Below are 26,118 nucleotides of genomic sequence, written 5' to 3'. Positions count from 1 at the left end.
GCTGCTCAGGCGGCGACGGTCTCGTCGACCGGTCGCAGCAGCGGTACCAGCACCTCGTCGACGATGAACTCGACCTGCTCCGCCGTCAGCGGCTCGACCATCCGGTAGCGCTGCCACCAGAAGGCCTCGAGCACCGAGGTCAGCAACCGCAGGCGCTCGAGGCGGAGGGGCTCCCCGCGCTGCTGGGCCCGCTCACCGAGGGTCTGGACCGCGGCCGCCAGCGGGCGCGTGAGGGCCTCGTCCAGCCCTTCCCGCAGCTCCTCGTCGTGCCGGGCCGCGCCCACCAGGCTCGCCACCGCCCGCTCCTCCCGGTCCAGCGGCTGCGTCCAGCGCTCGGTGAGCAGGCCCAGCAGGTCCGCCCGCAGCGACCCGGAGTCCTCGGGCAGCACCACCAGCTCGAAACGGCTCACCGCCGCCCGGGCGAGCGCGGCCATGGACGGCCACCGGCGGTAGATGCCCGCCTTGCCGGCCCGGGCCCGGGCGGCGATGCGGTCGCTGTTCAGGCGACCCCACCCCTCGTCGGCCAGGATGTCGACGGCGACGGCGAGCAGCTGTTCCGACAGCTGCGCGCTCAGCGGACGCCCCGGCGTGCCGCTCACGACGCCGTCCTGTCACGGCTTGTCCTATGCACGCGGTCATCCTGGCTGCCGGACGAGGTCACCACAATGATCTCGGTCCCTTGAGGCACAGGTAACTTCCGCAGTCCCCCGGCCGGGTGCAGCGGAGGACCGCGCTGGTCAGGCGCCCGCTGCGCTCTCGATGTGCACCCGGAGGTTCGCCCCGTCCTCGGACAGCCAGCCCTGGGCGCGGGCGCCGGCGATCATCGCGTCCCACCGCGTGGTCCAGTCCGGGGCGGTGGCCCGGGGTGCCGCGGCAGCCCGCAGCGCCGCCACGTCGAGGGTGGCCGTCTCGGAGTCCTGCAACCGGCCGAGCCCCGACCGCTCCAGCGCCTCGGCGGCCTCCTGGTCGGTGACCGCGCCCAGGGCCAGGTGCACCCGGCCCAGGTCGTCGACGTCGACCACCCGCGCCTCGGGTCGCTCGTCGGCGCCCGTCATCACCTCGACGATCATTTCGAACTCCTCATGGATGACAGGTTATGGCCCCGTCCACGGCACCGCCCTGAGCTTGCGAAGGATGGGGAGGACGGGGTCCTTCCGCTAAACATGCCAGGGGAACCGGCCGAAGTCGGGGTCCCGCTTCTCGAGGAAGGCGTCGCGGCCCTCGACGGCCTCCTCGGCCATGTACGCCAGCCGGGTGGTCTCCCCCGCGAACAGCTGCTGCCCGACCAGGCCGTCGTCGATCAGGTTGAACGAGTACTTGAGCATCCGCTGGGCGGTCGGGCTCTTGGCGACGATCTTCCGGCCCCAGTCCAGCGCCGTCGCCTCGAGCTCCGCGTGGGGGACGACGCGGTTGACCATGCCCATCGCGTGGGCGTCGGCCGCCGTGTACTCCTCGCCCAGGAAGAAGATCTCGCGGGCGAACTTCTGCCCCACCTGCCGGGCGAGGTAGGCCGAGCCGAACCCGCCGTCGAAGCTGCCGACGTCGGCGTCGGTCTGCTTGAACCGGGCGTGCTCGGCGCTGGCCAGGGTGAGGTCGGCGACGACGTGCAGGCTGTGCCCGCCGCCGGCGGCCCAGCCGGGGACGACGCAGACGACGACCTTCGGCATGAAGCGGATCAGCCGCTGCGCCTCCAGGATGTGCAGCCGGCCGCTGGAGCGGCCCTTGTCGTGCTCGTAGCCGTACTTCCCGCGCACCCGCTGGTCGCCGCCGGAGCAGAACGCCCAGCCGCCGTCCTTCGGGCTCGGCCCGTTGCCGGTGAGGAGCACGCAGCCCACGTCGGTGGCGAGCCGCGCGTGCTCCAGCGCGGTGATCAGCTCGTCGACGGTCTGCGGCCGGAAGGCGTTGCGCACCTCGGGGCGGTCGAAGGCGATGCGGACGACGCCGGCGTCCACGGCCCGGTGGTAGGTGATGTCGCTGAAGTCGAAGCCCTCGACCGGCGCCCACGCGGAGCTGTCGAAGATCTCGGAGACGTCGTCGCGGGCGCTCATGCGCCGAACCTAACCCGCGGCCGGAGGCGGAGCAGCGCCGTCCTCGAGCAGCGGCCGCAGCCGGTCCAGCGAGGCGGCCAGCCCCGGGTGCAGCGCGACCGCGGACAGCCCCGCCAGCGGCACCCACGCCACGCCGTCGCTCTCGCCGTCCAGCCGGAGGTCGACCGCCTCGAACGGGCGCACCGGCCGGGCCAGCACCGTGGTGTAGGCCCAGCCCCCGTGGTCGTCCACCGACTGCGCGCCCAGGACGACGTCGGCCGCGGTGAGCCCCAGCTCCTCGGCCACCTCGCGCAGCGCACCGTCGGCCGGCGCCTCCCCCGCGTGCAGCGCACCCCCGGGGGTGCCCCACGTGCCCCCGTGGTGGGACCACCAGGCCCGGTGCTGCAGGAGCAGCTCGACGCCGTCGGGGCCGTCGCGGTGGATCAGCAGGCCGGCCGCCCCGGCCCGCCCCCAGTGGCGGTGCCCCTGGTCGCAGGCGGTCCAGCCGTCGGTCGAGGTGAGCACGACGGCCAGTGAACCCGGTTCCGCGCGCCCGCGCCCGGCCCGGGTGGCGCGAGGCCGGCCGGACCGGAGCGGGACCGGGGGTGCCCCGGCGGAGCTCGCGCTCTGCCCACCCGGGGTGGGCAGAGCGCTACGTCCGCCAGGACTACGTTGCCTGGAGGCACCCACGTCCAACGGAGGAGCGCACACCGATGAGCACCACGACGACCATGGCCGAGCTGCAGGGCCTGACCGGCACCGAGCTCGGCAGCAGCGACTGGTACGAGGTCACCCAGGAGCACGTGAACCTCTTCGCCGACGCGACCGGGGACCACCAGTGGATCCACGTCGACGTCGAGCGCGCCAAGGCGGAGAGCCCCTTCGGCGGCCCGATCGCGCACGGCTACCTGACGCTCTCGCTGCTGGCCCCGCTCTCGTCGCAGGTCCTCGCCGTGACCGACACGGTGATGGGCGTGAACTACGGCCTGAACAAGGTGCGCTTCCCCTCCCCGGTGCCGGTGGGCTCGCGGGTGCGGCTGACCGCGACCCTGAAGTCGGTCGAGGAGGTCACCGGCGGCCTGCAGGTCACGCTGGGCGCCGTCATCGAGCGCGAGGGCGGGGACAAGCCGGTCTGCATCGCCGAGCCGGTCTTCCGCTACTACGGCGGCAAGTAGCCGGTGCGCATCGCCGTCTTCACCGGCTCGCACGCCGGCCCGCCGGCCCACGCGGAGGCCGCCGCGGCCTTCGCCACCGGGCTGGCGGAGGCCGGCGTCGGCATCGTCTACGGCGGCGGGCGCGTCGGGATGATGGGCGTCGTCGCCGACGCCGCCCTCGCCGCCGGCGGCGAGGTGGTGGGGGTCATCCCGCAGCACCTCGTCGACGACGAGCTGGCCCACCCCGGGCTGCCCCGCCTCGAGGTCGTCGCCACCATGCACGAGCGCAAGGCGCTGATGGCCGACCTGGCCGATGCGTTCGTCGCGCTCCCCGGCGCCGCCGGCACCCTGGAGGAGCTGTTCGAGGCCTGGACGTGGGGGATGCTCGGGCTGCACAGCAAGCCGGCGGCGCTGCTGGACGTCGAGGGGTTCTGGCAGCCGCTGCTGGCCCAGCTGCGCCGGATGGTCGACGACGGCTACCTCGACGCCCGCCGGCTCGACGCGCTCGGGGTGGTCGGCGACGCCGCCGGGCTGCTCCGGTTCGCCGAGGGCTACGAGCACCCGCCGCGGAAGTGGACGGCGCCGTCCTCGGCCTGACCGGCGCCGCCGTAACCCCGGGGCAACACGATCCGTGGTGGACTAGGGCCGTGACACCCGGTCTGCTCCGCGAGTCACGGATCGTCCACGGGCACAAGCGGGCCTTCCTCCGCGCCGGGGAGGGTCCGCCGCTGCTGCTGCTGCACGGCATCGGGAACAACTGCCAGACCTGGGCGGGGGTGGTCGACCGCCTCGCCGAGTCGCACACGGTCATCGCTCCCGACCTGCTCGGGCACGGCGACTCGGACAAGCCGCGCGGCGACTACTCGCTCGCCGCCTACGCCAACGGCATGCGCGACCTGCTGACCGTCCTCGACATCGAGCGGGCGACCGTCGTGGGGCACTCGCTCGGCGGGGGCATCGCGCTGCAGTTCGCCTACCAGTTCCCCGAGCGCTGCGAGCGGCTGGCGCTCGTGGGCAGCGGTGGGCTGGGCCCCGAGCTCTCGGCCGGGCTGCGGGCGGCCACCCTGCCCGGGGCCGAGCTCGTGGTGACCGCGCTGGCCGGGGTCTCCGGCCCGCTGCGCCTCGGCCTGCGCGCGGTCGACGGGCTCGGGACGCTCGCCGGGTGGCGACGGGTGCGGGACCTCGCCGAGGCCGGCGACGCGCTGCTGGCCCTGCAGGACGCGGAGGCGCGGCGGGCGTTCCTGCGCACCCTCCGCGGGGTGGTCGACGTGCGGGGGCAGGCGGTCACCGCGCTGGACCGGCTCTACCTGGCCGACTCCGTGCCGATGCTGGTCGTCTGGGGCGGCCGCGACCCGATCGTGCCGGCGCAGCACGCCGAGACGGTCCGCACCACGGTCCCGTCGGCGCGGATCGAGGTGTTCGAGGACGCGGGCCACTGGCCGCACCTGGACGAGCCGGACCGCTTCTGCGACGTGCTGCTGGACTTCGTCGCCACCACCGAGCCGGCCGAGCACGACCTGGACAGCTGGCGGCGGCTGCTCGCCCAGAACTGGGACGGCGTCCCGCGGTCAGTCGCGCGGTGAGCCCCGCGACTGCCTAGCGTCGGGCAGGTGGAGCACTGGGACGTCGTCGTCGTGGGTGGTGGGCCGGCCGGTGCCGCCGCCGCCCTGGCCGCCCGCCGGGCCCGGCCCGAGGCGCGGGTGCTGGTGCTCGACCGCGCCGAGTTCCCCCGGGACAAGGTCTGCGGCGACGGCATCGCCGCCGAGGCGTTCGACGTCCTCGCCGGCCTCGGCCTGGACCCGGGCGCCGTCACGGCGGGCTTCCCGCCGGTGCCGCGGCTGCGGCTGCGCTCCCCCGGCGGCACGACGGTCGAGCGGGCCACCGCCCGGCCCTCCCACGTCGTCCCCCGGGCGGTGCTCGACGCGCGGCTGATCGCGGCCGCCCGGGACGCCGGGGCGGTGCTGCGCCGGCACGTGGTCCGGCGGCTCGCCGTGCGCACCGACGCCGTCGAGGTGGACGGGTCCGTCACGGCCGGGGTGCTGATCGGCGCCGACGGCGCGGAGTCGGTGGTCCGCCGGGCGCTGGGCGCCGGGCGCAACCGCCCCGACCACCTCGCCGTCGCCCTCCGCGGCTACGCCCCCGAGCCCCCCGGGCAGCGCGGCGTCCAGGTCATCACCACCACCGACCAGCGCTGGCCGGCCTACGCGTGGTCCTTCCCCCTGGGCGACGGGCGGGCCAACGTCGGGTACGGGGAACTGGTGTCGGGCGGCGCCACCCGGGCCGAGCTCGTCGCCGGGCTGCGCCGGCTGCTGCCGGGAGCCGAGCCCGAGGAGCTCCGCGCCCACCGGCTGCCGCTGAGCACCGGCCGACCCCGCCAGCCCGACGGGCGGGTGCTGCTGGCCGGGGACGCCGCCGCGTTGATCAACCCGCTGACCGGTGAGGGCATCTTCTACGCCGTGCTCTCCGGCGCTCTCGCCGGGCAGGCGGCCGCCCTGGGGGCGGGCGCGGGCGCGGCCTACCGGCGCGCGCTCGCCGACCGGCTCGGCCGGCACCTCCGGCACTCGGCGACGGCCTCCCGGCTGAGCCGCTGGCCGCTGCTGATGGACGCGGTGTTCCGGGCCGCGGCCGGCTCGCAGCGCGTGTTCGACGACGTGGTCGACCTCGGCCTCGCCGACGGCCGGCTCAGCCTGCGGGCCCTCGCGGGCGCCGCCCGCTCCCTGCGCCCCCCACCGGCCGGTTAGGCCGCCGCGACCTCCACCCGGCCACGCCCGGCGCGCTTGGCGGTGTACAGGGCGACGTCGGCGGCGGCGTAGAGCTCGCGCAGATCGGTGGCCGCGCCGACGACGTGCGAGACCCCGACGCTCACCGACATGGCCAGCGCGCTCCCGTCGGGGAGCACCAGCGGCGCACCGCCCACGGCGTCCAGCACCTGCTCGGCGCGGCGCACCGCGGTGGCCCGCGAGCAGTCGCGCAGCAGCACCGCGACCTCGTCCCCGCCCAACCGGCTGACCAGCGCGTCGGCGCTGCGGATCTGCTGCTTGATCAGCGTGGAGAGGTGCACCAGCGCGTCGTCGCCGGCCAGGTGACCGTGCACGTCGTTGATCATCTTGAACCGGTCGACGTCCATGAGGATCAGCGCGGTGCCCTGCGACGACGCCGGGGTGGCGCCGGCGGCATCCAGCGCCTCGTCCAGGACGCGCCGCGTGACCAGCCCGGTCAGCGTGTCGACGTCCGCCTGCTGCTGGAGCGCCGCCACCAGCCGCTCCTGCTTGCCGGTGGAGCGGATGAGCAGACCGCCGATCACGCCGAGCATGGCGCCGAAGAACGCGAAGTCGGTGAGGGCGCCCCTGAACGGCGCGGCGTCGAACAGCATGACTCCGCCGGCCGCCACGGCGGCGACCGTGGCGAGCACCGCGCCCGCCGTCCGCAGGTGGAAGCCCGCGTAGAGCACCACGAACGCCAGGAACGCCTGCGCGCGGGTCGACGTCCCCCCGTTGACGACCGCCAGGACGCACAGCACCGTCACCCCGCCGACGGCCAGGACGACGAACGCCCCGGCGCGGTCCAGCCGCTCCGCGGGCACCCGGTGGAAGAGGGCCGCCACCCCGACCAGGCCGAGCACGCAGGCCCAGACCACCGCCGGGCTCGCATCACCGTCCGCGGCGGGCCCCAGGAGGCCCACCAGGGCCAGCATCCCGGCGCACACGGCCAGGACGACGACGGCCGTGCGCGCCGCGGCACGGGGCTCGCGCGCTCGCAGCGACGGCGGGAAGCTCACCTCCCCCCATCGGCACGGGGACGTCGGCACCGGAGCTCCCCCTCCCCCGGACGGGGAGGCAACCCCCCGGCCGAGGAGGCAACCCCCCGGTGCGGTCGGCTCACCGCCGCCCGGGCAGCCGGGTGAACGCCTCCGTGCGCGCCGCGCCGTCGTACCCGCCCCGCGGCGCACCGAGGCCGAACAGCGCGCCGACGGTGGGCGCGACGTCCACCGTGCGCGCCGGCGCCCCGCTGACCGCCCCGGTGCGGACCAGGGGGTGCCCGCCGGACAGCAGGAAGGGGATCGGCTCGGTGGCCGGGTGCCCGTGGTTGCCGGGGATGGGGTTGGACAGCGGCGTCGGGTCGGTGAAGCGCCACCCGGCCCGGCAGTAGGCGACCAGGTCGCCGGCCTCCCGCCCCAGCCGCAGCTCCGCCGGCCGGTGCACCGACAGCACGCCCGGGTGCCCGGCCACCAGCCGCCGCACCTCCGCCAGCCCCGCCGCCCGCTGGGCGGCCGGCCCGGTCCAGTAGAGGAGGTCCGCTCCCCCGTTCTGAGCGATCTGCACAGCCTGCCGCAGGTCCGGTCGCGGGCGCAGGACGGCGTCCACCGAGACGAGGTTCGTCGGCACCGACCAGTCCATCGAGTGGTCGGCGAGCACCACCAGCACGCTGCTGGCCCACCGGCCGGTGCGCTGCAGGTGCCGCACGAACCGGCCCACCTGCAGGTCGGTGCCGCTCAGCGCGAGGGTGCGGGCGACGCGCAGGGTGCTGCCGGTCAGGTCGCTGTGCCCGACGCGGTCGATGTCGCCGAGGTTGACGAAGACCAGGTCGGGGTCGGCCTCGTCGACCATCGCGATCAGCGCGTCGGTGGTGGCGGCGTCCGGCGCGTGCCCGGTGACGGGGAGGACCGGGAACGGCTCCCAGCGGTAGGTGGCCCGCTCTCCGAAGATGCCGTACAGGTACTCCTTGGACAGCACGGTGCCCGTGGTCCGCCCGGTGGCGTTCACCCGCTCCAGCAGCGTGGGGAAGCGCAGGTCCGTGGGGCGGTCCAGGTCGCGGACGACGCCCTCGGTCCGGTCGAACACGGAGTTGGCCGGCACCCCGGACCGGTCGGGCCGGACGCCGGTCATCATCATCACGTGGTTGGGGATGGTCTCCATCACCGGCAGCGAGCGCGCCGACGGGAACCAGGTGCCCCCGGTCTTCAGCCGGTGCAGGTTCGGGGTGAGCAGCGGGGTGATCTCCTCCGGCCGCGTCCCGTCGACGACCAGCACGTAGACCCGCAGCCGGTCGGCCGCCCGGGCCCGCGGCGCGCCGAGCGCCGTCGACAGGACGACGGCCGCGCCGCCCGCGGCCGTGACCCGGAGGAACTGCCGGCGGTCCATGCCCTGCGCCGCGCCGCTCATCCCAGCCGCCGGGTCGCGCGCTCCACGCGGCCGGTGCCGGCCGGTGTCCGCCAGGACGTCGACCAGACCGCGGCCGACGCCGGATCGGTGCGGTCGGTGAGGACGTACCAGTCCATCTGGACCGCCTCCGGCGTGACGTCGAGTACCGAGAAGCCGTGCGAGTCGAAGTCCAGGTGCTTCACGTGCGGGTTGGCGACCCGGATCGCCGTCTCCACCGCCAGGGACGTCGTCCGGGGCGCGCTGCCGAGGATGTCGTCGAGGTTGTCGCTGGTCACCGAGGTGCACACGAGTTCCACTCCGAGGCTGTCGCGGGTGAGCGGGTAGGTGGCGTCGTCCGCGGGCAGCTCGGCCGCCCAGCCGGAGTGGATGTCGCCGGTGAGGAAGACGGTGTCGCGCAGGGCGCGGTCCCGCAGGTGTGCCCGCACCCGGTCCCGCTCGGCGGGGTAGCCGTCCCACTGGTCGACGTTGTAGGGCAGCCCGGTCACCGCCGGCGCCGGGGCGTCCACCAGCGAGGCGATCCCCCGCACGACCCGCAGGTCGAGCCCGTTCGGGAACCGCACCGGCGCGATCATCACCGGGTTGCCCACGAGTTTCCACTGCACCGCGTCGTCGGCGAGCCCCTCCAGCAGGTACTCCAGCTGCTCCGGCCCGGTCAGCGTGCGGCCGGCGTCGCCGAGGGCGGGATCGACCGGCGAGGCCGCCTGCTGGTCGCGGTAGGTGCGCAGGTCCAGCATCGACAGGCTGGCCAGCCGGCCGAACCGCAGCCGCCGGTAGAGCCGGCCGCCCGGCGTGTAGCGCACCGGCATCCACTCGGCATAGGCCTGCTGCGCGGCGCGGCGCCGGACGGCCCAGGCACCCTCGACCCCTTCCGCGTGGTTCTCCGCGCCGCCGGACCACGCGTCGTTGGCGCTCTCGTGGTCGTCCCAGGTGACCACCCAGGGCGCGGCGGCGTGCAGGGCCTGCAGGTCGGGATCGGCCTTGTACTGCGCGTGCCGGCGCCGGTAGTCGGCCAGCGTGACGATCTCGTGCGGCGGGTCGTGTGGCCGGACGACGATGTCACGCGCCTGGTACTCCCCCGGCGCGTACTCGTACAGGTAGTCGCCCAGGTGCACCACGAGGTCGAGGTCCCCGCGCGCGGCCAGGTGCCGGTAGGCGGTGAACCAGCCGGCCTGCAGGTTGGCGCAGGAGACCACCCCCATGCGCAGCCGCGGCACGGCGGCACCGGTGGCGGGCGCCGTGCGGGTGCGGCCCACCGGGGAGGTCGCCCCCCGGCAGCTGAAGCGGTACCAGTAGCCGGTGGCCGGCCGCAGCCCGGCGGCGTCCACCTTCACCGTGTGGTCGGCGGCGGGCCCGGTGCGCACCCGCCCCCGGCGGACGACGCGGCGGAAGCCGGGGTCGGTGGCCACCTCCCAGCCGACCTCCACGACGGGGCCGGCGCCGGAGCCCGGCGTCGAGCGGGCGTCGGGCGTCACGCGGGTCCAGAGGACCACGGCGTCGGGCAGTGGATCGCCGGAGGCGACCCCGTGCGCGAACGGCAAGGGGCCGCGGGCGGGGGCCGGCGGCGCGGCGGCGGCGGGGCCGGCGGCCGCTGCGCCCGCAACCCCGGCGCCGGTGACGGCGGCCAGTTGCAGGGCGGTGCGGCGGGAGATCGGCGGCGTACGGGTGATCACGGTCCGTCCATTGACCGGGCCCCCGCGCAGTTACGGCCTGGACGCAGCGTTCACCGAGCGTTCGCCGCCGGTTCCGCGTCGCCTCCCTCGCGCCTCGCGGCGGCAGCGCTCAGCGCAGCGCGGTCACCAGGGTGACCCCGGTCGCCCCGACGGTCTGGACGACGAAGCCGAGCTCGGCCAGCGTGTCGGCGAGGGCGGCGGCCATGACCTCCTGCACGACCACCTGCGCCGCCTCGCCGCGCGAGTGCTGCACGCCCATCCGGTCGTGCGTCCGCCAGCTGACCAGCACCCCGCAGGACGCGGGCTCGGGCACCAGGCAGACCCCGCCCGCCGTCCCGCTCCCGGCGGCGTCGTGCAGCGGCAGCCCGGCCTCGACCAGCGCCGCGGCGACCTCCACGACCAGGGTGGTCAGCGGGTCGGTGTCGGTCAGCAGCGCGTCCCAGTCCTCGGACAGCCGGTCGAGCTGGTCGCCGAGCTCGGTCAGCCAGACCCGGTCCGCCGGCGAGGGTCGCGGGGCGATCGTGCCGTCGGGCCGCGGGGTGCCGAAGACGGTCAGGGCCGCCAGCTCACCCGACAGCGCCGCCCAGTCGGCGTCGATCCGGTCGTCGAAGGGGCCGGCCACCACCTGGGCCGCCTCGTCGACCAGCCACCAGCCGTTCGCGGCCACGGGAGCGGCGGCGGCCGGCCGCGCGGGCGCCGGCGCCGCGGCGGGCCGGAGGGCGAGGGCGACCGCCCGGGGGCGCCCCTGGGCCCCGCCATCGGCCGGAGCGGGGGCGGGGGCGGCGCGGCGTCCGGCCGGGTGGGTGCCGGCGGCGCGCGCCGCGGCACGCTGGGCCTGCTGGGTGGTGGCCGCGCCGGCGTACTCGTACCGGGCGGTGGAGCTGGCGCCGAGCGCGACCACCACCGCGGTGCAGAGCAGGAAGCCCAGCACCGCAGCGGCCGGCCACAGCAGCATCGTGCCCATGATCACCAGAGGACTCCTCCGTGCGCGCGTCGCGGCCGGGGAAGGTGCCGCGATCACGGGTGAAGTTACGGCGCACCGACCTCCTCATCGGCGGCTTCGACGCCACCCCGGAACGCCCGTCACCGGATCGTTGCGACCGGCTCCGCGAGCGTGCGGTCACCCCTCGCCCGGATCACCGTCATGTCGACATGGACGGCGCTGACCAGCGCGGATGCGCCTGGCGCAGGCTCGGTCACCCCGGCGGGGGCGGCGGGTCGCGGGACGGTGGACGCCACGGCGGGGGCGCATCCCCCGCCGCCGCGCGCAGCCGCCCGGTGGACCTCCCGCGCGACGCGGAACGGCCCGCCGGCGGGTGCCGACGGGCCGTTCGCGTGCTGCGCTACCGGGTCAGTTGACCCGCACCTGCATGAGCGCGCCCTGCGCGCTCATGCCGGTCACGGTGATCGTCGTGCCGGTCTTGGGCACGTCGACGCCGGTCCAGCCGTTGGCGTCGGGCTGCTCGCCCGGCGCCACCCACCAGTCCTTGGTGTCGTCGAAGGTGCGCACGGCCGGGAGGCCGCCGACCTTCTGGCCCACACCGGTGTCCGGGTCGTGGAGGGTGATCTTGTCCGTCGGCTGGAGCCCGAAGGTGGAGTCGTAGGACTGCACCCGCGGCCGCCAGCTCTCCCCGTTCGTGCGGTCCTCGCCCTCGTCGTCGGTCGGCTCGTAGAGCAGGCCCGGGTGGGCGTCGACCGGGAGGACGAGGCCCGCACCGGGGTGGGCGCCGACGTTGTTGTCGTTGTACTGGGTGTTCCAGTAGCTGATCAGCAGGCCGTCCTGGTACGGGAAGTGCTCGACCCAGTTCGGCCGCCGCGGGTCACCGAAGTTGTACGGCCCCGTCTTCAGCCCCGCGTCGTAGCCGGTGTAGGCCCGGTTCTCGAGGATGTAGGCGTTGAAGTACGAGTTCGTCGTCGTGCCGGTGGTCAGCTCGAAGCCCTCCAGCGTCCAGTCGGTGACCGGTGCGCCGTCGATGGCCACGGCGTCGACCTGCAGGCCCGGCTCGGTGGCCGCGCCGTCGGTCCAGTACCGGAAGCCGACCTGCGCACCGTCGGGCACGCCCGCCAGGCCGGCCGTGAGCTCGACCCACTCGCCACCGGTGCTGCCGGTGATGCCGTGGCCGAAGTTCTGGCCGTTGGGGTCGGTCGTCGTGGACAGGTTGGTCGGGATCGACGTGAAGGTGGCACCCCCGTCGGTGGAGTACACCGCGTAGGCGTAGTCCCAGTCCGCCTCGATCTCGTACTTGACCTGGGCGGTCAGCTCGCCGGCCCCGGCGGGCTTGGGCGCCAGCATGCTGTGGTCGAGGTCGTCGCCCGAGCCGGAGTACCAGAAGTCCTCGCCCTCGAACGGCGTGCCGATCGTGGCGGTGACCTCCTTCTCCGGGAGGACGACGACGGCGGCCTGGTTCTCCTTGGAGTTGTACGCCGCCGGGCCGAGCCGCAGGTTCGCGCTCTCGCCGGGCTGCACCACCTCGTAGTTGAGCCAGCCCAGCTGCAGCTTCTCCCACGCGCCCATGTGGATCGGCTGGGTACCGATGCCGTCCTCGGGGCGGCCGGAGTTGCCGTAGGAGCCGGAGCTCATCAGCGTCCAGAAGGCGGTGCTGTTCTCCGCGCCGCCGCTGTTGCCGGAGGTGTCGTAGAGGTCGGGCAGACCGAGGTCGTGACCGAACTCGTGGGCGAAGACGCCGACGCCGCCGTTCTCGGGCTCGACGGTGTAGTCACCGATCCAGTACTTCGAGCCGCCCACCTGTGCGCCGCCGAGCGGGTTCACCGCACCGTCGACCGTCGGGCCGGCGGTACCGATCCGGTTGGTCTGGTTGTACCAGCGGTGGCTCCAGATGGCGTCGTCGCCGAGGACGCCGCCACCGACCTCCTCGCCCTCGCCCGAGTGCACGGCCTGGAAGTGGTCGATGTAGCCGTCGGCCTCGTCGAAGATGCCGTCGCCGTCGGAGTCGTAGCGGTCCCAGACGTCGAACTGCGAGAGGTACTCGTCGATCTGCTCGGCGGTCCTGCCGGCGGCCAGCTGGTTGGCGTACCAGGTGTTCACCGAGTCGTTGATGAAGCCCCAGACGGCGCTGTCGCCCAGGTCGTTGTCGCCGTAGGAGGCACCCGTCCCGGGCACCTGCACCCAGTCCTCGACCTCACCGGTGACGGTGTAGCGGCCCGAGGAGAGCTGCTCGTAGAAGTTGGCCACCGAGTTGACGCCCGGGGCGGAGCTGTAGAGCAGGGTGTCGAAGTAGCCCTGCGAGAAGTCCTCGGTCCAGATGGTGGTGTTGTCCACCGACCGCTTGGGCTCCGGGATCGAGTTGTGCGGCAGGTCGCTGAACTCGCCGAGGACGGTCCAGATCGCGTCGCTGTCCTCCTGGGCCAGCTCGACGTAGCGGCCGCGGGCCACCTCGACCACCTTGTTGCTGCCCCGCGGCGTGGTCTGCCCGGTGAGCACCTGCTCGAGCGCCTCGGCACGCAGCGCCTGCTGCGTCTCGGCGAGCGGGTTGGGCAGGTCGTGGGCGCGCTGCGGGGTCGCGGGGGCGTCTTCTGCGGGGGGTGCGGCGGAAGCCGTCACGGGCACCGCCATGACCAGGGCGGCGCCGGCGACGACGGCCAGAGCTCTCTTCAAGGATGGTTCTCCTGCGTTCGGAGGAAGACCGTCCAGCCGGCCGGTGGGGGGCCACCGGCGGCCGCTCGCGGGCGGTCGAGCGGGACGTTAGATGCAGCCTGCACCTGTGTCTACATATCGACACCGACCGGTCACGCTGCGGTCGCGCCTCGCCACGGGGAACTACGGATCCGACCAGGCTCTTTACCGTTGCGAAACAGTCTCCGGACCGCCGGATCCGCCCCCATCGTGTCCCATGCTGTGGGACGGTCGGGTCCGAGGCGGGACACATGGCAGGTCAGACGCCCGTCCGGGCGGTGTGGCGACCTCGCGCGGCACCGCAGTGCGGAGGGCGTGGGATTCGAACCCACGAAGAGGGGTTACCTCTTAGCGGTTTTCAAGACCGCCGCCATCGGCCACTAGGCGAGCCCTCCTGGCGCCGTCGAGGCTAGTGCGTCAGCCCGGGCGCCCGCTCCCGGCCCACCCGCGCCGGGCCGAGCGCGCCGGACGCTGTGCGCGGATCGGCAGGAGACACCGGTCGACCTGCCGGTCGGCGCACACGCCGGAACGTTCCGCCGGGGAGCAGCGCGACCGGCTCGAACCCGGTGCACCGCGCACGCCGTCCATCGCGCGCACTAGGGTGGTGCCGCCCACCGACCGGAGCGAAGGAGCGCCGTGGCCTCCGTGCCCGACGAGCGGCCGGCGCACGCAGGCGTGACCGTCAACGATCGGCGGCCGCGCGCCACCTGGCGGCTGGCGCTGCCCGCCGTCGCCCTCGTCCTGGTGGCGCTCTGCCTGCGCGCGCCCTTCGCCGCCGTGGGGCCGCTGCTCGCCGAACTCGGCGACGAGCTCGCGCTCTCCACCGGGGCGCTCGCCGTCGTCACCGCCCTGCCGCTGGTCTGCTTCGGGCTCGTCTCGCCGTTCGCCCCTGCCCTCGCGACGCGCCTGGGCCTGCACCGGGCGGTGCTGTTCGGCGTCGTCCTGCTAGCGGTCGGCATCCTGGTGCGGCTGGCCGCCACGCCGGGGCTCTACGTGGGCACCGTGCTGCTCACCGGCGGGATCGCGATCGGGAACGTCCTGCTGCCCGCGGTGGCGCGGGCGGAGTACGGCGCGCGCAGCGCGGTCGTCGTCGGGATGATCGTCGCCTCCATGGCGGCGTCGGCCAGCATCGGGGCCGGGGTGGCGCAGCCGCTGGCCGCCGCCGCCGGCAGCGCCGTGGTCGGCCTGCTGCTCTGGGGCGTGCCCGTGCTGGCCGCCCTGGTCGCGGTGGCCGCCCTCGCCCGTGCGCGGCGCGACGTCCCGCCCCCGCCGCCGGCTCCCCAGGGCGCCCGCACCGCGGTCCTGCGCGACCGGGTGGCCCTCGCCGTCACCCTCTTCTTCGGGCTCCAGTCGCTCGCGTTCTACGCGATGCTGACCTGGCTGGCCGAGATCCTCGAGGCCGAGGCCGGCCTCTCCCCCGTCGCGGCCGGCGGCCTGCTGGCGCTCGCTGCCGCGCTGGGCATCCCCGCGTCGCTGGTCGTCCCCCCGCTCGCGGCCCGGCGTCCCGGCCAGGGCGGGTGGGTGCTCGTCGGCACCCTGCCGGTCATCGCCGGGATCACCGGCCTCGTCCTCGCCCCGGCGGCGGCTCCCCTGCTGTGGGCGCTGCTCTACGGCCTCGGCACCGGCGTCTCGTTCCCCCTGGCCATGACGCTCATCCTGCAGCGCACCCGGGACGCCGCCCAGACCGGTCGGCTGTCGGCGTCCGCGCAGAGCGTCGGCTACCTGCTGGCCGCCACCGGCCCGCTGGGCGTCGGCCTGCTGCACGAGGCCACCGGGGAGTGGGTTCCGGGGCTGCTCCTCCTGCTGGTCGTCGTCCTGGCCCAGACGGCCGTCGGGCTCGCCGCGGCCCGCCCCCGACTGGTCGGCTCCGCCGTCTGACCCGCTCAGCCGCCGGGGTCGGCGGTGACGCCCTCGGGCGTCTTCGTGACCGGGGTGCCGACGACGCCGTGCAGGTGGCACGCGGCCAGCTGGCCGGGCGCCCCGGCCGGCTGCAGCGCCGGGTCAACGTCGTCGCACGGCTCGAAGACGTACGGGCAGCGGGTGCGGAACCGGCAGCCCGAGGGGACGTCGGAGGGCGAGGGGACGTCGCCGTGCAGCACGATCCGCTCCCGCGCTCGTTCCTGCGCCGGGTGCGGCAGCGGCACCGCCGACAGCAGCGCCTGCGTGTACGGCATCTGCGGCTCGCTGCCCACGGCGGCCGCGGGCCCGATCTCCACGATCCGGCCCAGGTACATGACGGCGATCCGGTCGGAGATGTGCCGGACGGCGGAGAGGTCGTGGGAGATGAACAGCAGGGTGAGCCCCAGCTGCCGCTGCAGCCGGCGCAGCAGGTTGAGCACCTGCGCCTGCACGCTCACGTCGAGGGAGGCGATCGCCTCGTCGCAGACCAGGAAGTCCGGCTCCCCCGCCAGCGCCCGGGCGATGCCGACGCGCTGGCGCTGCCCACCGGAGAACTCGTGCGGGTAGCGGCCGGCCACCACGGGGTCGAGCCCGACCAGCTCCAGCAGCTCGCCCACCCGCGCCGCGCGCTCGCTCTTGCCCGAGCGCAGGCCGTGCACCTCCAGCGGCTCGCTCACCGTCTGCGCCACGGTGCGCCGCGGGTCGAGGGAGGCGAACGGGTCCTGGAACACCATCCCGGCCCGGCGGCGCATCTCCTTGAGGCCGCGGCGGTCCAGCGAGGTGGCATCGGTGCCGTCGAAGGTGACCGTGCCCCCGGTCGGCGGCACCAGCCGCAGCAGCGCGTTGCCCAGCGTCGACTTCCCGCAGCCGGACTCGCCCACCAGGCCCAGGGTCTCGCCACGCAGGATGTCCAGGTCGACGCCGTCCACCGCGCGCAGCACGCTCGCGGGCGTCCGCCGCAGGCCGCCGCCCCCGATGGGGAAGTGCACCTCCAGCCCGCGGGCGGAGACCAGCACGTCCTCGCTCATGCCCGGCTCCCCCCGTCCACGCCCTCGGTGCACCAGGTGGCCGCGCGGTGCGGCAGCCCCGCGCCGTCGCCCGCGTAGCTGCCCGACGCGGTCGCGCCCGCCGGCCCACCGGCCGCGGCGCGGGGCACGATCGCCAGCGGCGGCTGCTCGGTCTCGCAGCGCGGATCGGACCGCACCGGGCAGCGCGGCCAGAACACGCAGCCCGGGGGCAGGTCGGTGGGCGGGGGCGGCAGCCCCGGGATCGCGGTCAGCTCGGGCACCTCGCCGTCGGGGCCCACCGGCGCCGCCAGGTCGGGCAGCGAGCCGAGCAGCCCGCGGGTGTACGGGTGCGCCGGGCGCTCCAGGACGTCGTCGACCGTGCCGTCCTCCACGCACCGGCCGCCGTACATGACCAGCACCCGGTCGGCGATCCCGGCGACGACGCCGAGGTCGTGGGTGATCCAGATGACGCCGGTGCCGTGCTCGGCCTGCAGCTTCTCGACCAGATCGATGATCTGCGCCTGCACGGTGACGTCCAGCGCCGTCGTCGCCTCGTCGGCGATGAGCAGCGAGGGCGAGTTGCTCAGCGCGATCGCGATGACGACCCGCTGGCGCATGCCGCCCGAGAACTCGTGCGGGTAGCGGTCCAGCGCCTTCTCCGGATCGGGCAGGCCCACCTCGCGGAGCAGCTCCGCCGCGCGGGCCCGGGCGTCGGCCTTGGCGACGTCGCCGTGCGCCCGGATGCCCTCGACCAGCTGCCGGCCGACCGTGAGCACCGGGTTCAGCGACGTCATCGGGTCCTGGAACACCATGCCGGCGCCCGGGCCGCGCACCTGGCGCAGCCGCTCGGGCGGCATGGTCAGCAGGTCCTCGCCCTGCAGCAGGGCCCGGCCGGTCACCGTCGCCACCCGGGCGGGCAACAGGCCGAGCAGCGCCAGCACCGAGACGCTCTTGCCGCTGCCGGACTCGCCCACGACGGCGACCGTCTCCCCCGCGCCGACGGTGTAGCTCAGCCCGTTGACGACGTCGGCGGGCCCGCGCGGGGTGCGCAGCCGCACCCGCAGGTCCTCGACCTCCAGCACCGGCTCGCCGCTCACTTGCCACCCCCGGCCATGAGGGTCCGCTGCCTCGGGTCGAGCGCGTCGCGCAGCCCGTCACCGAGCAGGTTGAAGCAGAGCACGGTCAGGAAGATCGCCATCCCCGGGAAGAACGCCAGCCACCAGGCCAGGTCGATGTAGCCGCGCCCCTCGGCCAGCATCAGCCCCCACGACGGGTTGGGCGGCTGGGTGCCCAGGCCGAGGAACGACAGCGCCGCCTCGGCCAGCACCGCGAACGCCAGGCTGATCGAGGTCTGCACGATGATCGGCGGTGCGGCGTTCGGGAGGATGTGGCGGGTCAGGATCCGCCAGTCCGAGGCCCCCACCGACCGCGATGCCCGCACGTACACCTCCTCGCGCACGCCCAGCACGCTCGCGCGGGTGACCCGGGCGAAGATCGGCGTGTAGACGATCCCGATGGCCAGCGCGGTGTTCCCCGACCCGGGGCCGCGGACGGCGAGGACGGCGATCGCCAGCAGCACCGCGGGGAACGCGAAGAGCATGTCCATGAACCGCATCAGGACGTCGTCGACCCACGTGCCGTAGTAGCCGGCGAGCAGGCCGATCAGGGTGCCGACGACCAGCGCGAAGCCGACGGCGAGAAACCCCACCCGCAGCGACACCGAGGCGCCCAGGATCACCCGGCTGAGGATGTCCCGGCCCAAGTCGTCGGTGCCGAACGGGTGCGCCCAGCTGGGTGGCTGGAGCCGGTCGGTCACCGAGATCTCGTTGGCCCCCTCCGGGGCGAACGTGTCGTCGAAGACCGCCACGACCACGATCAGCAGCAGGACCACCGAGGCGATCGCCGCCGTCGGGTTGTGCGCCAGCAGGCTCAGCGTCTCCCGCCAGCGCGGGCGGGCCGGGCGCAGCGTCGGCGGCGTCCGCGACTCCCGCTGCGGCGAGCCGCCCGGAGGCTCCTCGGGGGTCTCCGGGCGGCGCTCGCCGTCCGGCTCCTGGTAGGGCGGCGGGCCCGGTGTCGGCTGGATGCTCATGGCAGCAGGCCCCGGCCGGGTGTCGTCGGCAGGACCCGGCTGGGGGTCATCAGCAGGACCCGGCTGGGGGTCATCAGCAGGACCCGGCTGGGGATCATCAGCAGGACTCGGCTGCGTGTCATCGCCTGATCCGGGGGTCGATCGCGGTGTAGAGGAGGTCGACGACGAGGTTGATCACCAGGAAGACCAGCGCGAACAGCAGGATGGCGCCCTGCAGCACCGGGTAGTCGCGGGCCTGCACGGCCTGCAGCGCCAGCTGGCCCAGCCCCGGCCAGGAGAAGACGATCTCGACGACGACCACCCCCGACAGCAGGTAGGCCAGCTGCACGCCGGTCACCGTGACCAGCGGCAGCAGGGCGTTGCGGAGCACGTGCCAGGAGAAGACCTGTCGCTGCGGCAGCCCCTTGGCCTGCGCCGTCCGCACGTGGTCGGCGCCGAGGGCCTCCAGCATGCTGGACCGGACGAACCGGGTGATCACCGAACCGGAGACCACGCCGGTCACCAGCGCCGGCATGAGCAGCCGCTGGAACCAGGCTCCGGGGTCCTCGCTGAGCGGCACGTAGCCGCCCGAGGGCAGCCAGCCCAGCGTCCCGGCGAAGACCAGGATCAGCACGATGCCCATCCAGAAGTCGGGCACCGAGATGCCGAACTGGCTGATCACCGTGGCGACCCGGTCGACGAGCGAGCGCGGACGCAGCGCCGAGATCGTGCCCAGCGGGATGGCGATGAGCAGCGCCACCAGGATCGCGGCGAACGCCAGCGTCAACGTGGCCGGCAACCGCTCGGCGATCTGGGAGGTCACCGTCTCGCCGCTGCGGAAGCTGACCCCCAGGTCACCGGTGAGCGCCCGGCCGAACCAGCCGAAGAACTGCTCGACCAGCGGCTGGTCGAGCCCCGACCGCTCGCGGAGGGCGTCGTAGCTCTGCTGCGAGAAGCGGGTGCCGAGGGCGAGCCGCACCGGATCGCCCGGTACGAGGTGCACCAGGGCGAACACGATGACGCTCACTCCGGCGAGGACGACCGCCGACTGGCCGATGCGCCGGAGGACGTAGCCGGTCAGGGCAGCTCCACGCCTTCGAAGTTGATCGCCTTGTCCGCGCGGATCTCGTACCCGGACAGCCCCGGCGCCCAGGCCTGCACGACGTCGGGGTTGTACAGGTACAGGTAGGAGACGTCGTCGACGATGAGCGTCGCCGCCTGGTCGTAGAGCTCCTTGCGGGCGTCCTGGTCGGTCTCCGTGGCGGCCTGGGTCAGCAGCTCGTCGACCTGCGGGTTGCTGTAGCCCTGGTAGTTGCTGGAGCCGTCGGTGATGTGCTGGGCGTGGTAGAAGTCGAACGGGTCGATGTTGCCCAGCCAGCCGAGCATGAAGGCGTCGAAGTCGCCCTGGCTCTGCCGGTCCAGCCAGGTGGCGAAGTCCACGGTCTGGACGTCCACCTCGATCCCGATCGGCTGCAGCTGGCTGGCGATGACCTGCGCGGCGGTGACGGTCTCGGGGAACTCGTCGGTGACCATCAGGCCCATCGTGATCGGCGTCTGGACGCCGGCCTCCTCCAGCAGCGCCTGCGCCTCCTCGGCGCTGGGCTCGAAGGGCGAGTAGTCGTAGTAGTAGAAGCTGTCCTCGGGGATGGCCGTCTGGTTGGGCTGCGCCGCCCCGAAGCGGGCCGCCTCGGTGACCGCGGCCCGGTCGACGGCGGTGGCGATCGCCTGCCGCACGAGCGGGTTCCCGAAGGGCTCCCGGTCGTAGTTCATGCTCATGTACCAGTAGTCGACGCTGGGCGTGGTGGCCAGCTCGACGGCGTCGTCACCCTCCAGCGACTCGATCTGCTGCGGCGGGACGTTGTCGGTCCACTGCACCTCGCCGTTCTGCAGCGCCGTCAGCGCCGCGGCCGGCTCGGTGACGTAGCGGAACTCGACCCCGTCGACGGTCGGCGCGCCGCCCCAGTAGTCCTCGTAGGCGGCCAGCTCGGTGCCGCTCGCGCCGAAGCTCTCCAGCGTGAACGGCCCGGTGCCCACCGCCTCGGTCTGGAGGTCGTACTCCTCGGCCGCGCCCTCGGGCAGGATCGCCATGCCCTTGAAGGCGCCGATCAGCGCCGGCAGGTTGGGCGTCGGCTGGCTGACGGTGATCTCGACGGTCTGCGGGTCGACCTCCTCGACGCTCTCGACCGTCGCGAACCGGTAGGCGTTGTTGAGCTCCTCGTCGATGATCCGGTTGTAGGAGTAGACGACGTCGGCGGCGTCGAACTCGGTGCCGTCGTGGAACGTGACGTCCTCGCGGAGGTTGAACGTCCAGGTCAGCCCGTCGTCGCTGACCTCCCAGTCGGTGGCCAGGCTGGGCTCCATCGTCAGGTCCTGGGCGTTCGGGACGACGAGGGTGTCGTAGACGTTCTCCAGCACCTGGAAGCTCGGGTAGGCGCTGGTGACGTGCGGGTCCAGCTGGTCGGGCTGCGCGCTCACCGCGGCCACGAGCACGTTGTCCCCGCCGCCACCGCCACCGCCGGTGTCGACGCTCTCCCCACCGCCGCCGCACGCGGAGAGGGCGAGCGCGCCGACGGCGCCCAGGGACAGGAGTCGGGTGCTGCGCACGGGAACCTCCGGGGTCGGGGCAGGTCGTCCACCTCCGACCTTGACCCCGTCACTGCCGGCCGACAACCCGAACCAGCCGCTGAGCAGGATCGTTGCCTGTTCGAGACATCCCGCCCGCGGCGCGCCAGACTCACCCCCGTGGAACTCACCTGCCGTCGCCGGACGCTGCGCCTGCGCGACACGTTCACGATCGCCCGCTCGTCGGTGGACACCGAGGAGGTGCTCGTGGTGCAGGTCGACGACGGGGGCGTCCGCGGGTACGGCGAGGGCGCGCCGGTGGCCTACTGGGGCGAATCGGTGGCCGCGATGGCCGACGCCGTCGCCGCGGACGGGCGCGCGCTGCTCGGCGACGACCTGCGCGACCTCGAGGGCATCGCCGGCCGGCTGCGCGCCTGGGACGGTCCGCAGGGCGCGAAGATGGCCCTCGACGGTGCCGCGCACGACTGGGTCGGCCGCCGGTACGGCCTGCCGGTGTGGCGGCTCCTCGGCCTCGACGGCGTCGCCCCGCCGACGAGCTTCACGATCGGCATCTCGACGGTGGAGGAGACCGTGGCCCGCGTGCGCCGGGCCCCGGGTTTCGCCGTCTACAAGGTGAAGGTCGGCGGCCCAGGCGATCTGGAGCGGCTGGCGGCGATCCGGGCGGTCTCCGGCGCCCGGCTTCGGATCGACGGCAACGAGGGCTGGACGTTCGAGCAGGCTCGAGACCTCACCCCGCGGCTGCGGGAGCTCGGCGTGGAGATGGTCGAGCAGCCCTTCCCCGCGGCCGACCTGGACTCCTTCGCCCGCTACCGCGAGCTGCCCGGGCGGCTCCCGGTCTTCGTCGACGAGGGGTGCAAGGACCTCGCCTCGGTGGCCGGCGTCGCCGGCTACGCGGACGGCATCGTGGTGAAGCTGGCCAAGTGCGGCGGCATCCGCGAGGCGCACCGCATGATCGCCGCGGCGGCCGCGCTGGACCTGCGGGTGATGCTCGGCTGCATGATCGAGTCGCAGCTCGGCATCGCGCAGGCCGCCCAGCTGGGCCCGCTGGCCGACCTGGTCGACCTGGACGGCCACCTGCTGATCAGCGACGAGCCGTTCACCGGCCTGGGGTTACGGGACGGCCGGCTGGTGCTGCCGGACGCGCCGGGGTTCGGGCTCACCGCCCGGGAGGCGGCGTGAGCGGCGAACGGCTCGCCGTGCTCACCGGCGGCCAGCTCGCGGAGTCCTACGCCAAGACCGCGCACGGGGTGCTGCGCTACGGCGCCCGCGAGGTCGTGTGCGTGATCGACGACGTCCACGCCGGGCGGCGGGCGGTGGACGTCGTCCCGTTCTGCGCCCGTCCGGTGCCGGTCGTCGCGGACGTCGCGGCCGCCCGGGAGCTCGGCGCGACGACGGTGCTGCTGGGCGTGGCCCCGCTCGGGGGCCGGCTGACCGACGCCTGGCGGCGGACGCTGCTCACCGCGCTGCGCCTGGGGATGCACGTGGAGGCGGGGCTGCACACCGACCTGCGCGCCGATCCGGAGCTGGCGGCCGCCGCCCGGGCCTCGGGGGTGCGGATCCGGGACCTGCGGGCGGTGCCGGACGACCTCGGGGTGCCGCTCGCCGGGCCGGTCGGGGCCCGGGTCGTGCACACGGTGGGCTCGGACTGCGCGATCGGGAAGATGAGCGTCGTCCTGGAGCTCGACCGGGCCGCGCGGGACCGCGGGCTGCGCTCGGTGTTCGTGGCCACCGGGCAGACCGGGGTCGCCATCTCCGGCTGGGGCATGGCCGTCGACCACGTGATCTCCGACTTCGTCGCCGGCGCCGCCGACCGGCTGGTGCGCGAGGGGGCGACCCGTGGTGACCTGCTCTGGCTGGAGGGCCAGGGCTCGATCCACCACCCGGCCTACTCGGGGGTGACGCTCGGCCTGCTGCACGGCTCCTCGGCCGACGCGCTGGTGCTGTGCCACCGGGCCGGGCGCACCGCGATCGCCGACTACCCGGGCACCGCGCTGCCGCCGCTGGGCGAGCTCGTGCGCGGCTACGAGCAGGCCGCCGGGTGGGTGCGCCCCGCGCGGGTCGCCGCCGTCGCGCTGAACACCGCCGGGCTGGGCGACGACGACGCCCGGGCCGCGGTCGAGGCCGCCGCGGCGGAGACCGGGCTGGTCACCGACGACGTCGTCCGCTTCGGCGCCACCCGGGTGCTCGACGCCGTGCTGGGCGTGCTCGACCGGAGGTGAGCCGGGTCAGCCGTCGACGGTGACGTCGTTCCAGGGCAGCTGCGGCTCCACCCAGGGGAAGACGACGAAGAGCAGCAGGGCGCAGACGGCGAGCGCCAGCACCAGCGCCTCCAGCGCCTTCACGCCCCTGCCGCCGGGCAGGGAACGCCAGATCCAGCCGTACATCGCAGCCTCCTCGGTCAGCTCTCGCGCAACGCCGGCGGGCCGTCGGGCATCTCGGCCTTGGGGATGCCCGCGCCGTCGAGCTCCGCGTGGATGATCAGCCGCTGCTTCGCGGAGAACCGCGGGTGGCAGGTCGTGAGCGTGAGGTAGGAGCCCGTCGGCCCGACCGCGACATCGGCGTTCGGCGTCGGGGCGATGACCGAGACGTCGCTCGGGCTGACGATCTGCATGCCGGGGATGCCGCTGGGATCGGCGTCGACGTCGCCGGTCGCGGGGTCGCCCAGCACCCGGTACACGAACCAGCTGTCGACGGTCTCCACGACGATCGGGTCGCCGGGCTGCATCGCGTCCAGCTCCAGGAAGGGCGAGCCCTTGCCCACGCGGTGGCCGGCCAGCGCGACGTTGCCGGGCTCACCGGGCATCGCCGTGTCGGCGTAGTGGCCGGGGCCCTGCGAGAGCGCTTCCTCGGTGGTCCCCTCGAGGATCACCCGGGCGTAGTCCTCGCCCAGCCGGGGGATCCGCAGGACGCCGAACGCATCCCCGATCTCCACCTGGACCAGGCCGGCGTCGGCGTCGGCGTCCTCCCAGCGCTCCTGCAGCTCGGCGCTGAGCTGGTCCTGCCGGCGGTCGGTGAGCAGGTCGGTGACGTACACCTCGTAGACGACGAACAGGAGCAGCACCAGGCCGGCGGTGACGAACAGCTCACCGATGCCGCGGGACACCACCTGCCACCGCGGCTCGCGGCGCCGGGGCTCGGCGGCCGGCTGGTCGCGGTCGTCGTCCCACGGCTGGTCGTCCCAGGAGCCGTCGTCCCAGGAGCGGTCGTCCGGGGAGAGGTCGTCCCAGGCGCCGTCGTCCGAGACCAGCTCGTCCCAGTGCTCGTCCCACGGCCCGTCGTCCCACGGACGATCGGCCGGAGGCTCTTCGGCGACGGTGCCCGTCGAGCTGCCCCCCGCGTCCGGGAGCGCGCCGTGCCGGGGCGCGGCGTCGCGGGCGGGCACCGGCGGCACGGGCGGGCGACCGAGCACCGGCACCACGTCGGGCTCGTCGACGCGGTCCCACCGCTGCGTGGGACGGGTGTCGTCCTCGCGCCGTCCCCGGTCCGGGTCCGCCATACCGTGCCCCCGGTCGTCGGCCTGCGATGCACGCCCGTGGCGCGCTCGGCCAGATGTTAAGTGACGGAACGAGCGCTCAGCGTGATCCGACGCGCCGGGAAAGCTGCCGGTCGGACCGTGTGCCCGGGGAGGCAGGGATCGGGCCCGGAACTGCCCGTTCGCGCACGCTGATCGGCCGCGCGACGGCGCGTCAACGGATCTGCACGCCGGAGATGGTCCGGGCGATGACCAGGCGCTGGATCTCCGAGGTGCCTTCGAAGATCGTGTAGATCTTGGCGTCCCGCGCCATGCGCTCGACGGGGTAGTCGCGGGTGTAGCCGTTGCCCCCGAGGATCTGCATCGCCTGCTCGGTGACCCGCACCGCGGTCTCCCCGGCGACGAGCTTGCTCATCGAGCCCTCGGCGGCGGTGAACCGCTGCCCGTTGCGCGCCATCCAGGCGGCGCGCCAGACGAGCAGGCGGGCGGCGTCGATCCGCGTCCGCATGTCGGCGAGCTGGAAGGCGATCGCCTGGTTCTCGATGATCGGCCGGCCGAACTGCACCCGCTGCCTGGCGTAGTCCAGCGCGTAGTCGTAGGCGGCCCGCGCCACCCCGACCGCCTGCGCGCCGACCGCGGGGCGGGTGCGCTCGAAGGTGGCCATCGAGGGCTGCGTACGACCGCTCCTGACGCCCTCACGGGCGCGGGCCAGGCGCTCCTCCAGCTTCTCCCGGCCGCCGAGCAGGCAGTCGCCGGGGATGCGGCACTCGTCGAGCACGACCTCGGCCGTGTGCGAGGCGCGGATGCCGTGCTTGAGGAACTTCTGCCCCTGGCTGATGCCCGTCGTGCCTGGCGGGACGACGAAGCTCGCGTGCCCGCGTGCCTTGAGCTCCGGGTCGACGACGGCGGTGACCACGTGGATGTCGGCGATCCCGCCGTTGGTGGCCCACGTCTTGGTGCCGGTGAGCACCCACTCGTCGGCCGCCTCGTCGTAGACGGCCCGGGTGCGCATCGCGCCGACGTCGGAGCCGGCGTCGGGTTCCGAGGAGCAGAACGCCGCGACCTTCGGTTCGGCCTCGGTGCCGAACATGGCGGGGATCCACTGGCCGACCTGCTCGTCGGTGCCGTTCGCCCGCACCGACGCGGCCGCCAGGGTGGTGCCGACGATCGCCAGCCCGATCCCGGCGTCACCCCAGAAGAGCTCCTCCATGGTGAGCGGGATGCCGAGGCCGGACTCGTCGAACCACTGGGTGGCGAAGAAGTCGAGCGAGTAGAGCCCGATCTTCGCCGCCTCCTGCAGGACCTCCCACGGGAAGGCCTCCCGCTCGTCGTACTCGTGCGCCGCCGGGCGGACGACGTTCGCGGCGAACTCGTGCACCCACTTCTGGAGCTCGATCTGGTCCTCGGTGAGGTCGAACGACACGGGCATCCTCGGCAGGTCC

At 74.5% G+C, this 26,118-nt stretch carries 25 protein-coding genes and 1 tRNA gene; 7 read left to right on the top strand and 19 right to left on the bottom strand.

The genetic code is table 11. The features are described from left to right. Positions 1-5: 5 nt before the first annotated feature. The 4 genes from ACI79S_RS07765 to ACI79S_RS07750 all read right to left on the bottom strand — a co-directional run bounded on the left by ACI79S_RS07765 (position 6) and on the right by ACI79S_RS07750 (position 2,552). Positions 6-599 carry a TetR-like C-terminal domain-containing protein gene (locus ACI79S_RS07765; protein ID WP_456592868.1) on the bottom strand — a complete coding sequence of 198 codons (594 nt, stop codon included), beginning with the start codon at positions 597-599 and terminating at the stop codon, positions 6-8. Positions 600-737: 138 nt separating this feature from the next. Then, positions 738-1,070: a hypothetical protein gene (locus ACI79S_RS07760; RefSeq protein WP_456592867.1), complete on the bottom strand. Its 333-nt coding sequence runs from the start codon at positions 1,068-1,070 to the stop codon at positions 738-740. Positions 1,071-1,157: 87 nt separating this feature from the next. Further along, a complete protein-coding gene (locus ACI79S_RS07755; protein ID WP_456592866.1) occupies positions 1,158-2,048 on the bottom strand; it encodes a 1,4-dihydroxy-2-naphthoyl-CoA synthase in 891 nt (296 codons plus the stop codon). A gap of 9 nt (positions 2,049-2,057) precedes the next feature. Continuing rightward, positions 2,058-2,552, bottom strand: coding sequence for an NUDIX domain-containing protein (locus ACI79S_RS07750; RefSeq protein WP_456592865.1), 495 nt, complete (start codon positions 2,550-2,552; stop codon positions 2,058-2,060). A 188-nt stretch (positions 2,553-2,740) separates the two neighbouring features. Between ACI79S_RS07750 and ACI79S_RS07745 the strand changes: the two genes are divergently transcribed. From ACI79S_RS07745 to ACI79S_RS07730, 4 genes are read left to right on the top strand one after another with little or no spacing between them, the layout of a single operon-like run. Then, positions 2,741-3,202: a MaoC family dehydratase gene (locus tag ACI79S_RS07745; protein ID WP_456592864.1), complete on the top strand. Its 462-nt coding sequence runs from the start codon at positions 2,741-2,743 to the stop codon at positions 3,200-3,202. 3 nt (positions 3,203-3,205) lie between these two features. Further along, a complete protein-coding gene (locus ACI79S_RS07740; RefSeq protein WP_456592863.1) occupies positions 3,206-3,778 on the top strand; it encodes an LOG family protein in 573 nt (190 codons plus the stop codon). A 50-nt stretch (positions 3,779-3,828) separates the two neighbouring features. Continuing rightward, on the top strand, positions 3,829-4,764 hold the full coding sequence (locus ACI79S_RS07735; protein WP_456592862.1) for an alpha/beta fold hydrolase: 936 nt from the start codon (positions 3,829-3,831) through the stop codon (positions 4,762-4,764). A 27-nt stretch (positions 4,765-4,791) separates the two neighbouring features. Beyond that, the gene (locus ACI79S_RS07730) at positions 4,792-5,922 is read left to right on the top strand and encodes an NAD(P)/FAD-dependent oxidoreductase (protein ID WP_456592861.1); all 1,131 of its coding nucleotides are present in this window, start codon (positions 4,792-4,794) and stop codon (positions 5,920-5,922) included. Here the strand turns inward: ACI79S_RS07730 and ACI79S_RS07725 are convergent. The 6 genes from ACI79S_RS07725 to ACI79S_RS07700 form a co-directional block, all read right to left on the bottom strand. Continuing rightward, positions 5,919-6,989: a GGDEF domain-containing protein gene (locus ACI79S_RS07725; RefSeq protein WP_456592860.1), complete on the bottom strand. Its 1,071-nt coding sequence runs from the start codon at positions 6,987-6,989 to the stop codon at positions 5,919-5,921. The two genes, ACI79S_RS07730 and ACI79S_RS07725, sit on opposite strands and share 4 nt — an antisense overlap. Before the next feature lie 70 nt (positions 6,990-7,059). Continuing rightward, positions 7,060-8,343 (bottom strand): alkaline phosphatase family protein, encoded by a 1,284-nt coding sequence (locus tag ACI79S_RS07720; protein ID WP_456592859.1) that lies wholly within the window; start codon positions 8,341-8,343, stop codon positions 7,060-7,062. Next, positions 8,340-10,013, bottom strand: a complete 1,674-nt coding sequence (locus ACI79S_RS07715) for an alkaline phosphatase D family protein (RefSeq protein ID WP_456592858.1) — start codon at positions 10,011-10,013, stop codon at positions 8,340-8,342. The genes ACI79S_RS07720 and ACI79S_RS07715 overlap by 4 nt, the downstream gene beginning before the upstream one ends. A 109-nt stretch (positions 10,014-10,122) precedes the next feature. After that, a complete protein-coding gene (locus tag ACI79S_RS07710) occupies positions 10,123-10,977 on the bottom strand; it encodes a hypothetical protein (RefSeq protein ID WP_456592958.1) in 855 nt (284 codons plus the stop codon). Between the two features lie 387 nt (positions 10,978-11,364). Continuing rightward, positions 11,365-13,629, bottom strand: coding sequence for an immune inhibitor A domain-containing protein (locus ACI79S_RS07705; protein WP_456592857.1), 2,265 nt, complete (start codon positions 13,627-13,629; stop codon positions 11,365-11,367). Between the two features lie 325 nt (positions 13,630-13,954). Further along, a tRNA-Ser gene (locus ACI79S_RS07700) sits at positions 13,955-14,042 on the bottom strand. 241 nt (positions 14,043-14,283) lie between these two features. On the opposite strand from ACI79S_RS07700, the gene ACI79S_RS07695 reads away from it, so the two are divergent. Next, the gene (locus tag ACI79S_RS07695; protein WP_456592856.1) at positions 14,284-15,525 is read left to right on the top strand and encodes an MFS transporter; all 1,242 of its coding nucleotides are present in this window, start codon (positions 14,284-14,286) and stop codon (positions 15,523-15,525) included. 5 nt (positions 15,526-15,530) lie between these two features. Here the strand turns inward: ACI79S_RS07695 and ACI79S_RS07690 are convergent, their stop codons facing one another. From ACI79S_RS07690 to ACI79S_RS07665, 6 genes are read right to left on the bottom strand one after another with little or no spacing between them, the layout of a single operon-like run. Then, complete coding sequence (locus ACI79S_RS07690; RefSeq protein WP_456592855.1) at positions 15,531-16,574, bottom strand: ABC transporter ATP-binding protein; 1,044 nt, start codon at positions 16,572-16,574, stop codon at positions 15,531-15,533. After that, entirely contained in the window at positions 16,571-17,650 is a 1,080-nt protein-coding gene (locus tag ACI79S_RS07685; RefSeq protein WP_456592854.1) for an ABC transporter ATP-binding protein, read from the bottom strand. Before ACI79S_RS07685 ends, ACI79S_RS07690 begins: the two co-directional genes overlap by 4 nt. Then, complete coding sequence (locus tag ACI79S_RS07680; RefSeq protein WP_456592853.1) at positions 17,647-18,642, bottom strand: ABC transporter permease subunit; 996 nt, start codon at positions 18,640-18,642, stop codon at positions 17,647-17,649. The genes ACI79S_RS07685 and ACI79S_RS07680 overlap by 4 nt, the downstream gene beginning before the upstream one ends. Continuing rightward, complete coding sequence (locus tag ACI79S_RS07675) at positions 18,639-18,764, bottom strand: hypothetical protein (protein ID WP_456592852.1); 126 nt, start codon at positions 18,762-18,764, stop codon at positions 18,639-18,641. The genes ACI79S_RS07680 and ACI79S_RS07675 overlap by 4 nt, the downstream gene beginning before the upstream one ends. Next, positions 18,761-19,702 (bottom strand): ABC transporter permease, encoded by a 942-nt coding sequence (locus ACI79S_RS07670; RefSeq protein ID WP_456592957.1) that lies wholly within the window; start codon positions 19,700-19,702, stop codon positions 18,761-18,763. The genes ACI79S_RS07675 and ACI79S_RS07670 overlap by 4 nt, the downstream gene beginning before the upstream one ends. After that, positions 19,699-21,225 carry an ABC transporter substrate-binding protein gene (locus ACI79S_RS07665; RefSeq protein WP_456592851.1) on the bottom strand — a complete coding sequence of 509 codons (1,527 nt, stop codon included), beginning with the start codon at positions 21,223-21,225 and terminating at the stop codon, positions 19,699-19,701. The genes ACI79S_RS07670 and ACI79S_RS07665 overlap by 4 nt, the downstream gene beginning before the upstream one ends. Before the next feature lie 138 nt (positions 21,226-21,363). Between ACI79S_RS07665 and ACI79S_RS07660 the strand changes: the two genes are divergently transcribed. Further along, positions 21,364-22,383 carry a dipeptide epimerase gene (locus tag ACI79S_RS07660; protein WP_456592850.1) on the top strand — a complete coding sequence of 340 codons (1,020 nt, stop codon included), beginning with the start codon at positions 21,364-21,366 and terminating at the stop codon, positions 22,381-22,383. Beyond that, complete coding sequence (locus ACI79S_RS07655; protein ID WP_456592849.1) at positions 22,380-23,423, top strand: DUF1611 domain-containing protein; 1,044 nt, start codon at positions 22,380-22,382, stop codon at positions 23,421-23,423. The genes ACI79S_RS07660 and ACI79S_RS07655 overlap by 4 nt, the downstream gene beginning before the upstream one ends. Before the next feature lie 6 nt (positions 23,424-23,429). Here ACI79S_RS07655 and ACI79S_RS07650 read toward each other — a convergent pair whose 3' ends face one another. The 3 genes from ACI79S_RS07650 to ACI79S_RS07640 form a co-directional block, all read right to left on the bottom strand. Next, a complete protein-coding gene (locus ACI79S_RS07650) occupies positions 23,430-23,588 on the bottom strand; it encodes a hypothetical protein (RefSeq protein ID WP_456592848.1) in 159 nt (52 codons plus the stop codon). A 14-nt stretch (positions 23,589-23,602) separates the two neighbouring features. Next, a complete protein-coding gene (locus ACI79S_RS07645; RefSeq protein WP_456592847.1) occupies positions 23,603-24,700 on the bottom strand; it encodes a class E sortase in 1,098 nt (365 codons plus the stop codon). 190 nt (positions 24,701-24,890) lie between these two features. Further along, positions 24,891-26,105 (bottom strand): acyl-CoA dehydrogenase family protein, encoded by a 1,215-nt coding sequence (locus ACI79S_RS07640; protein ID WP_456592846.1) that lies wholly within the window; start codon positions 26,103-26,105, stop codon positions 24,891-24,893. Positions 26,106-26,118 lie beyond the last annotated feature (13 nt).

The organism is Blastococcus sp. SYSU DS1024 (assembly GCF_054050795.1).
The sequence above is the reverse complement of the archived record's forward strand: the minus strand, read 5'-3'. Positions and strand labels throughout refer to the sequence as shown.

Coding starts and splice junctions, on each gene's coding strand:
- ACI79S_RS07645 (WP_456592847.1), bottom strand. CDS start 24,700: ATGGCGGACCCGGACCGGGGACGGCGCGAGGACGACACCCGTCCCACG.
- ACI79S_RS07720 (WP_456592859.1), bottom strand. CDS start 8,343: ATGAGCGGCGCGGCGCAGGGCATGGACCGCCGGCAGTTCCTCCGGGTC.
- ACI79S_RS07755 (WP_456592866.1), bottom strand. CDS start 2,048: ATGAGCGCCCGCGACGACGTCTCCGAGATCTTCGACAGCTCCGCGTGG.
- ACI79S_RS07760 (WP_456592867.1), bottom strand. CDS start 1,070: ATGATCGTCGAGGTGATGACGGGCGCCGACGAGCGACCCGAGGCGCGG.
- ACI79S_RS07675 (WP_456592852.1), bottom strand. CDS start 18,764: ATGACACGCAGCCGAGTCCTGCTGATGATCCCCAGCCGGGTCCTGCTG.
- ACI79S_RS07745 (WP_456592864.1), top strand. CDS start 2,741: ATGAGCACCACGACGACCATGGCCGAGCTGCAGGGCCTGACCGGCACC.
- ACI79S_RS07650 (WP_456592848.1), bottom strand. CDS start 23,588: ATGTACGGCTGGATCTGGCGTTCCCTGCCCGGCGGCAGGGGCGTGAAG.
- ACI79S_RS07640 (WP_456592846.1), bottom strand. CDS start 26,105: ATGCCCGTGTCGTTCGACCTCACCGAGGACCAGATCGAGCTCCAGAAG.
- ACI79S_RS07690 (WP_456592855.1), bottom strand. CDS start 16,574: ATGAGCGAGGACGTGCTGGTCTCCGCCCGCGGGCTGGAGGTGCACTTC.
- ACI79S_RS07710 (WP_456592958.1), bottom strand. CDS start 10,977: ATGGGCACGATGCTGCTGTGGCCGGCCGCTGCGGTGCTGGGCTTCCTG.
- ACI79S_RS07680 (WP_456592853.1), bottom strand. CDS start 18,642: ATGAGCATCCAGCCGACACCGGGCCCGCCGCCCTACCAGGAGCCGGAC.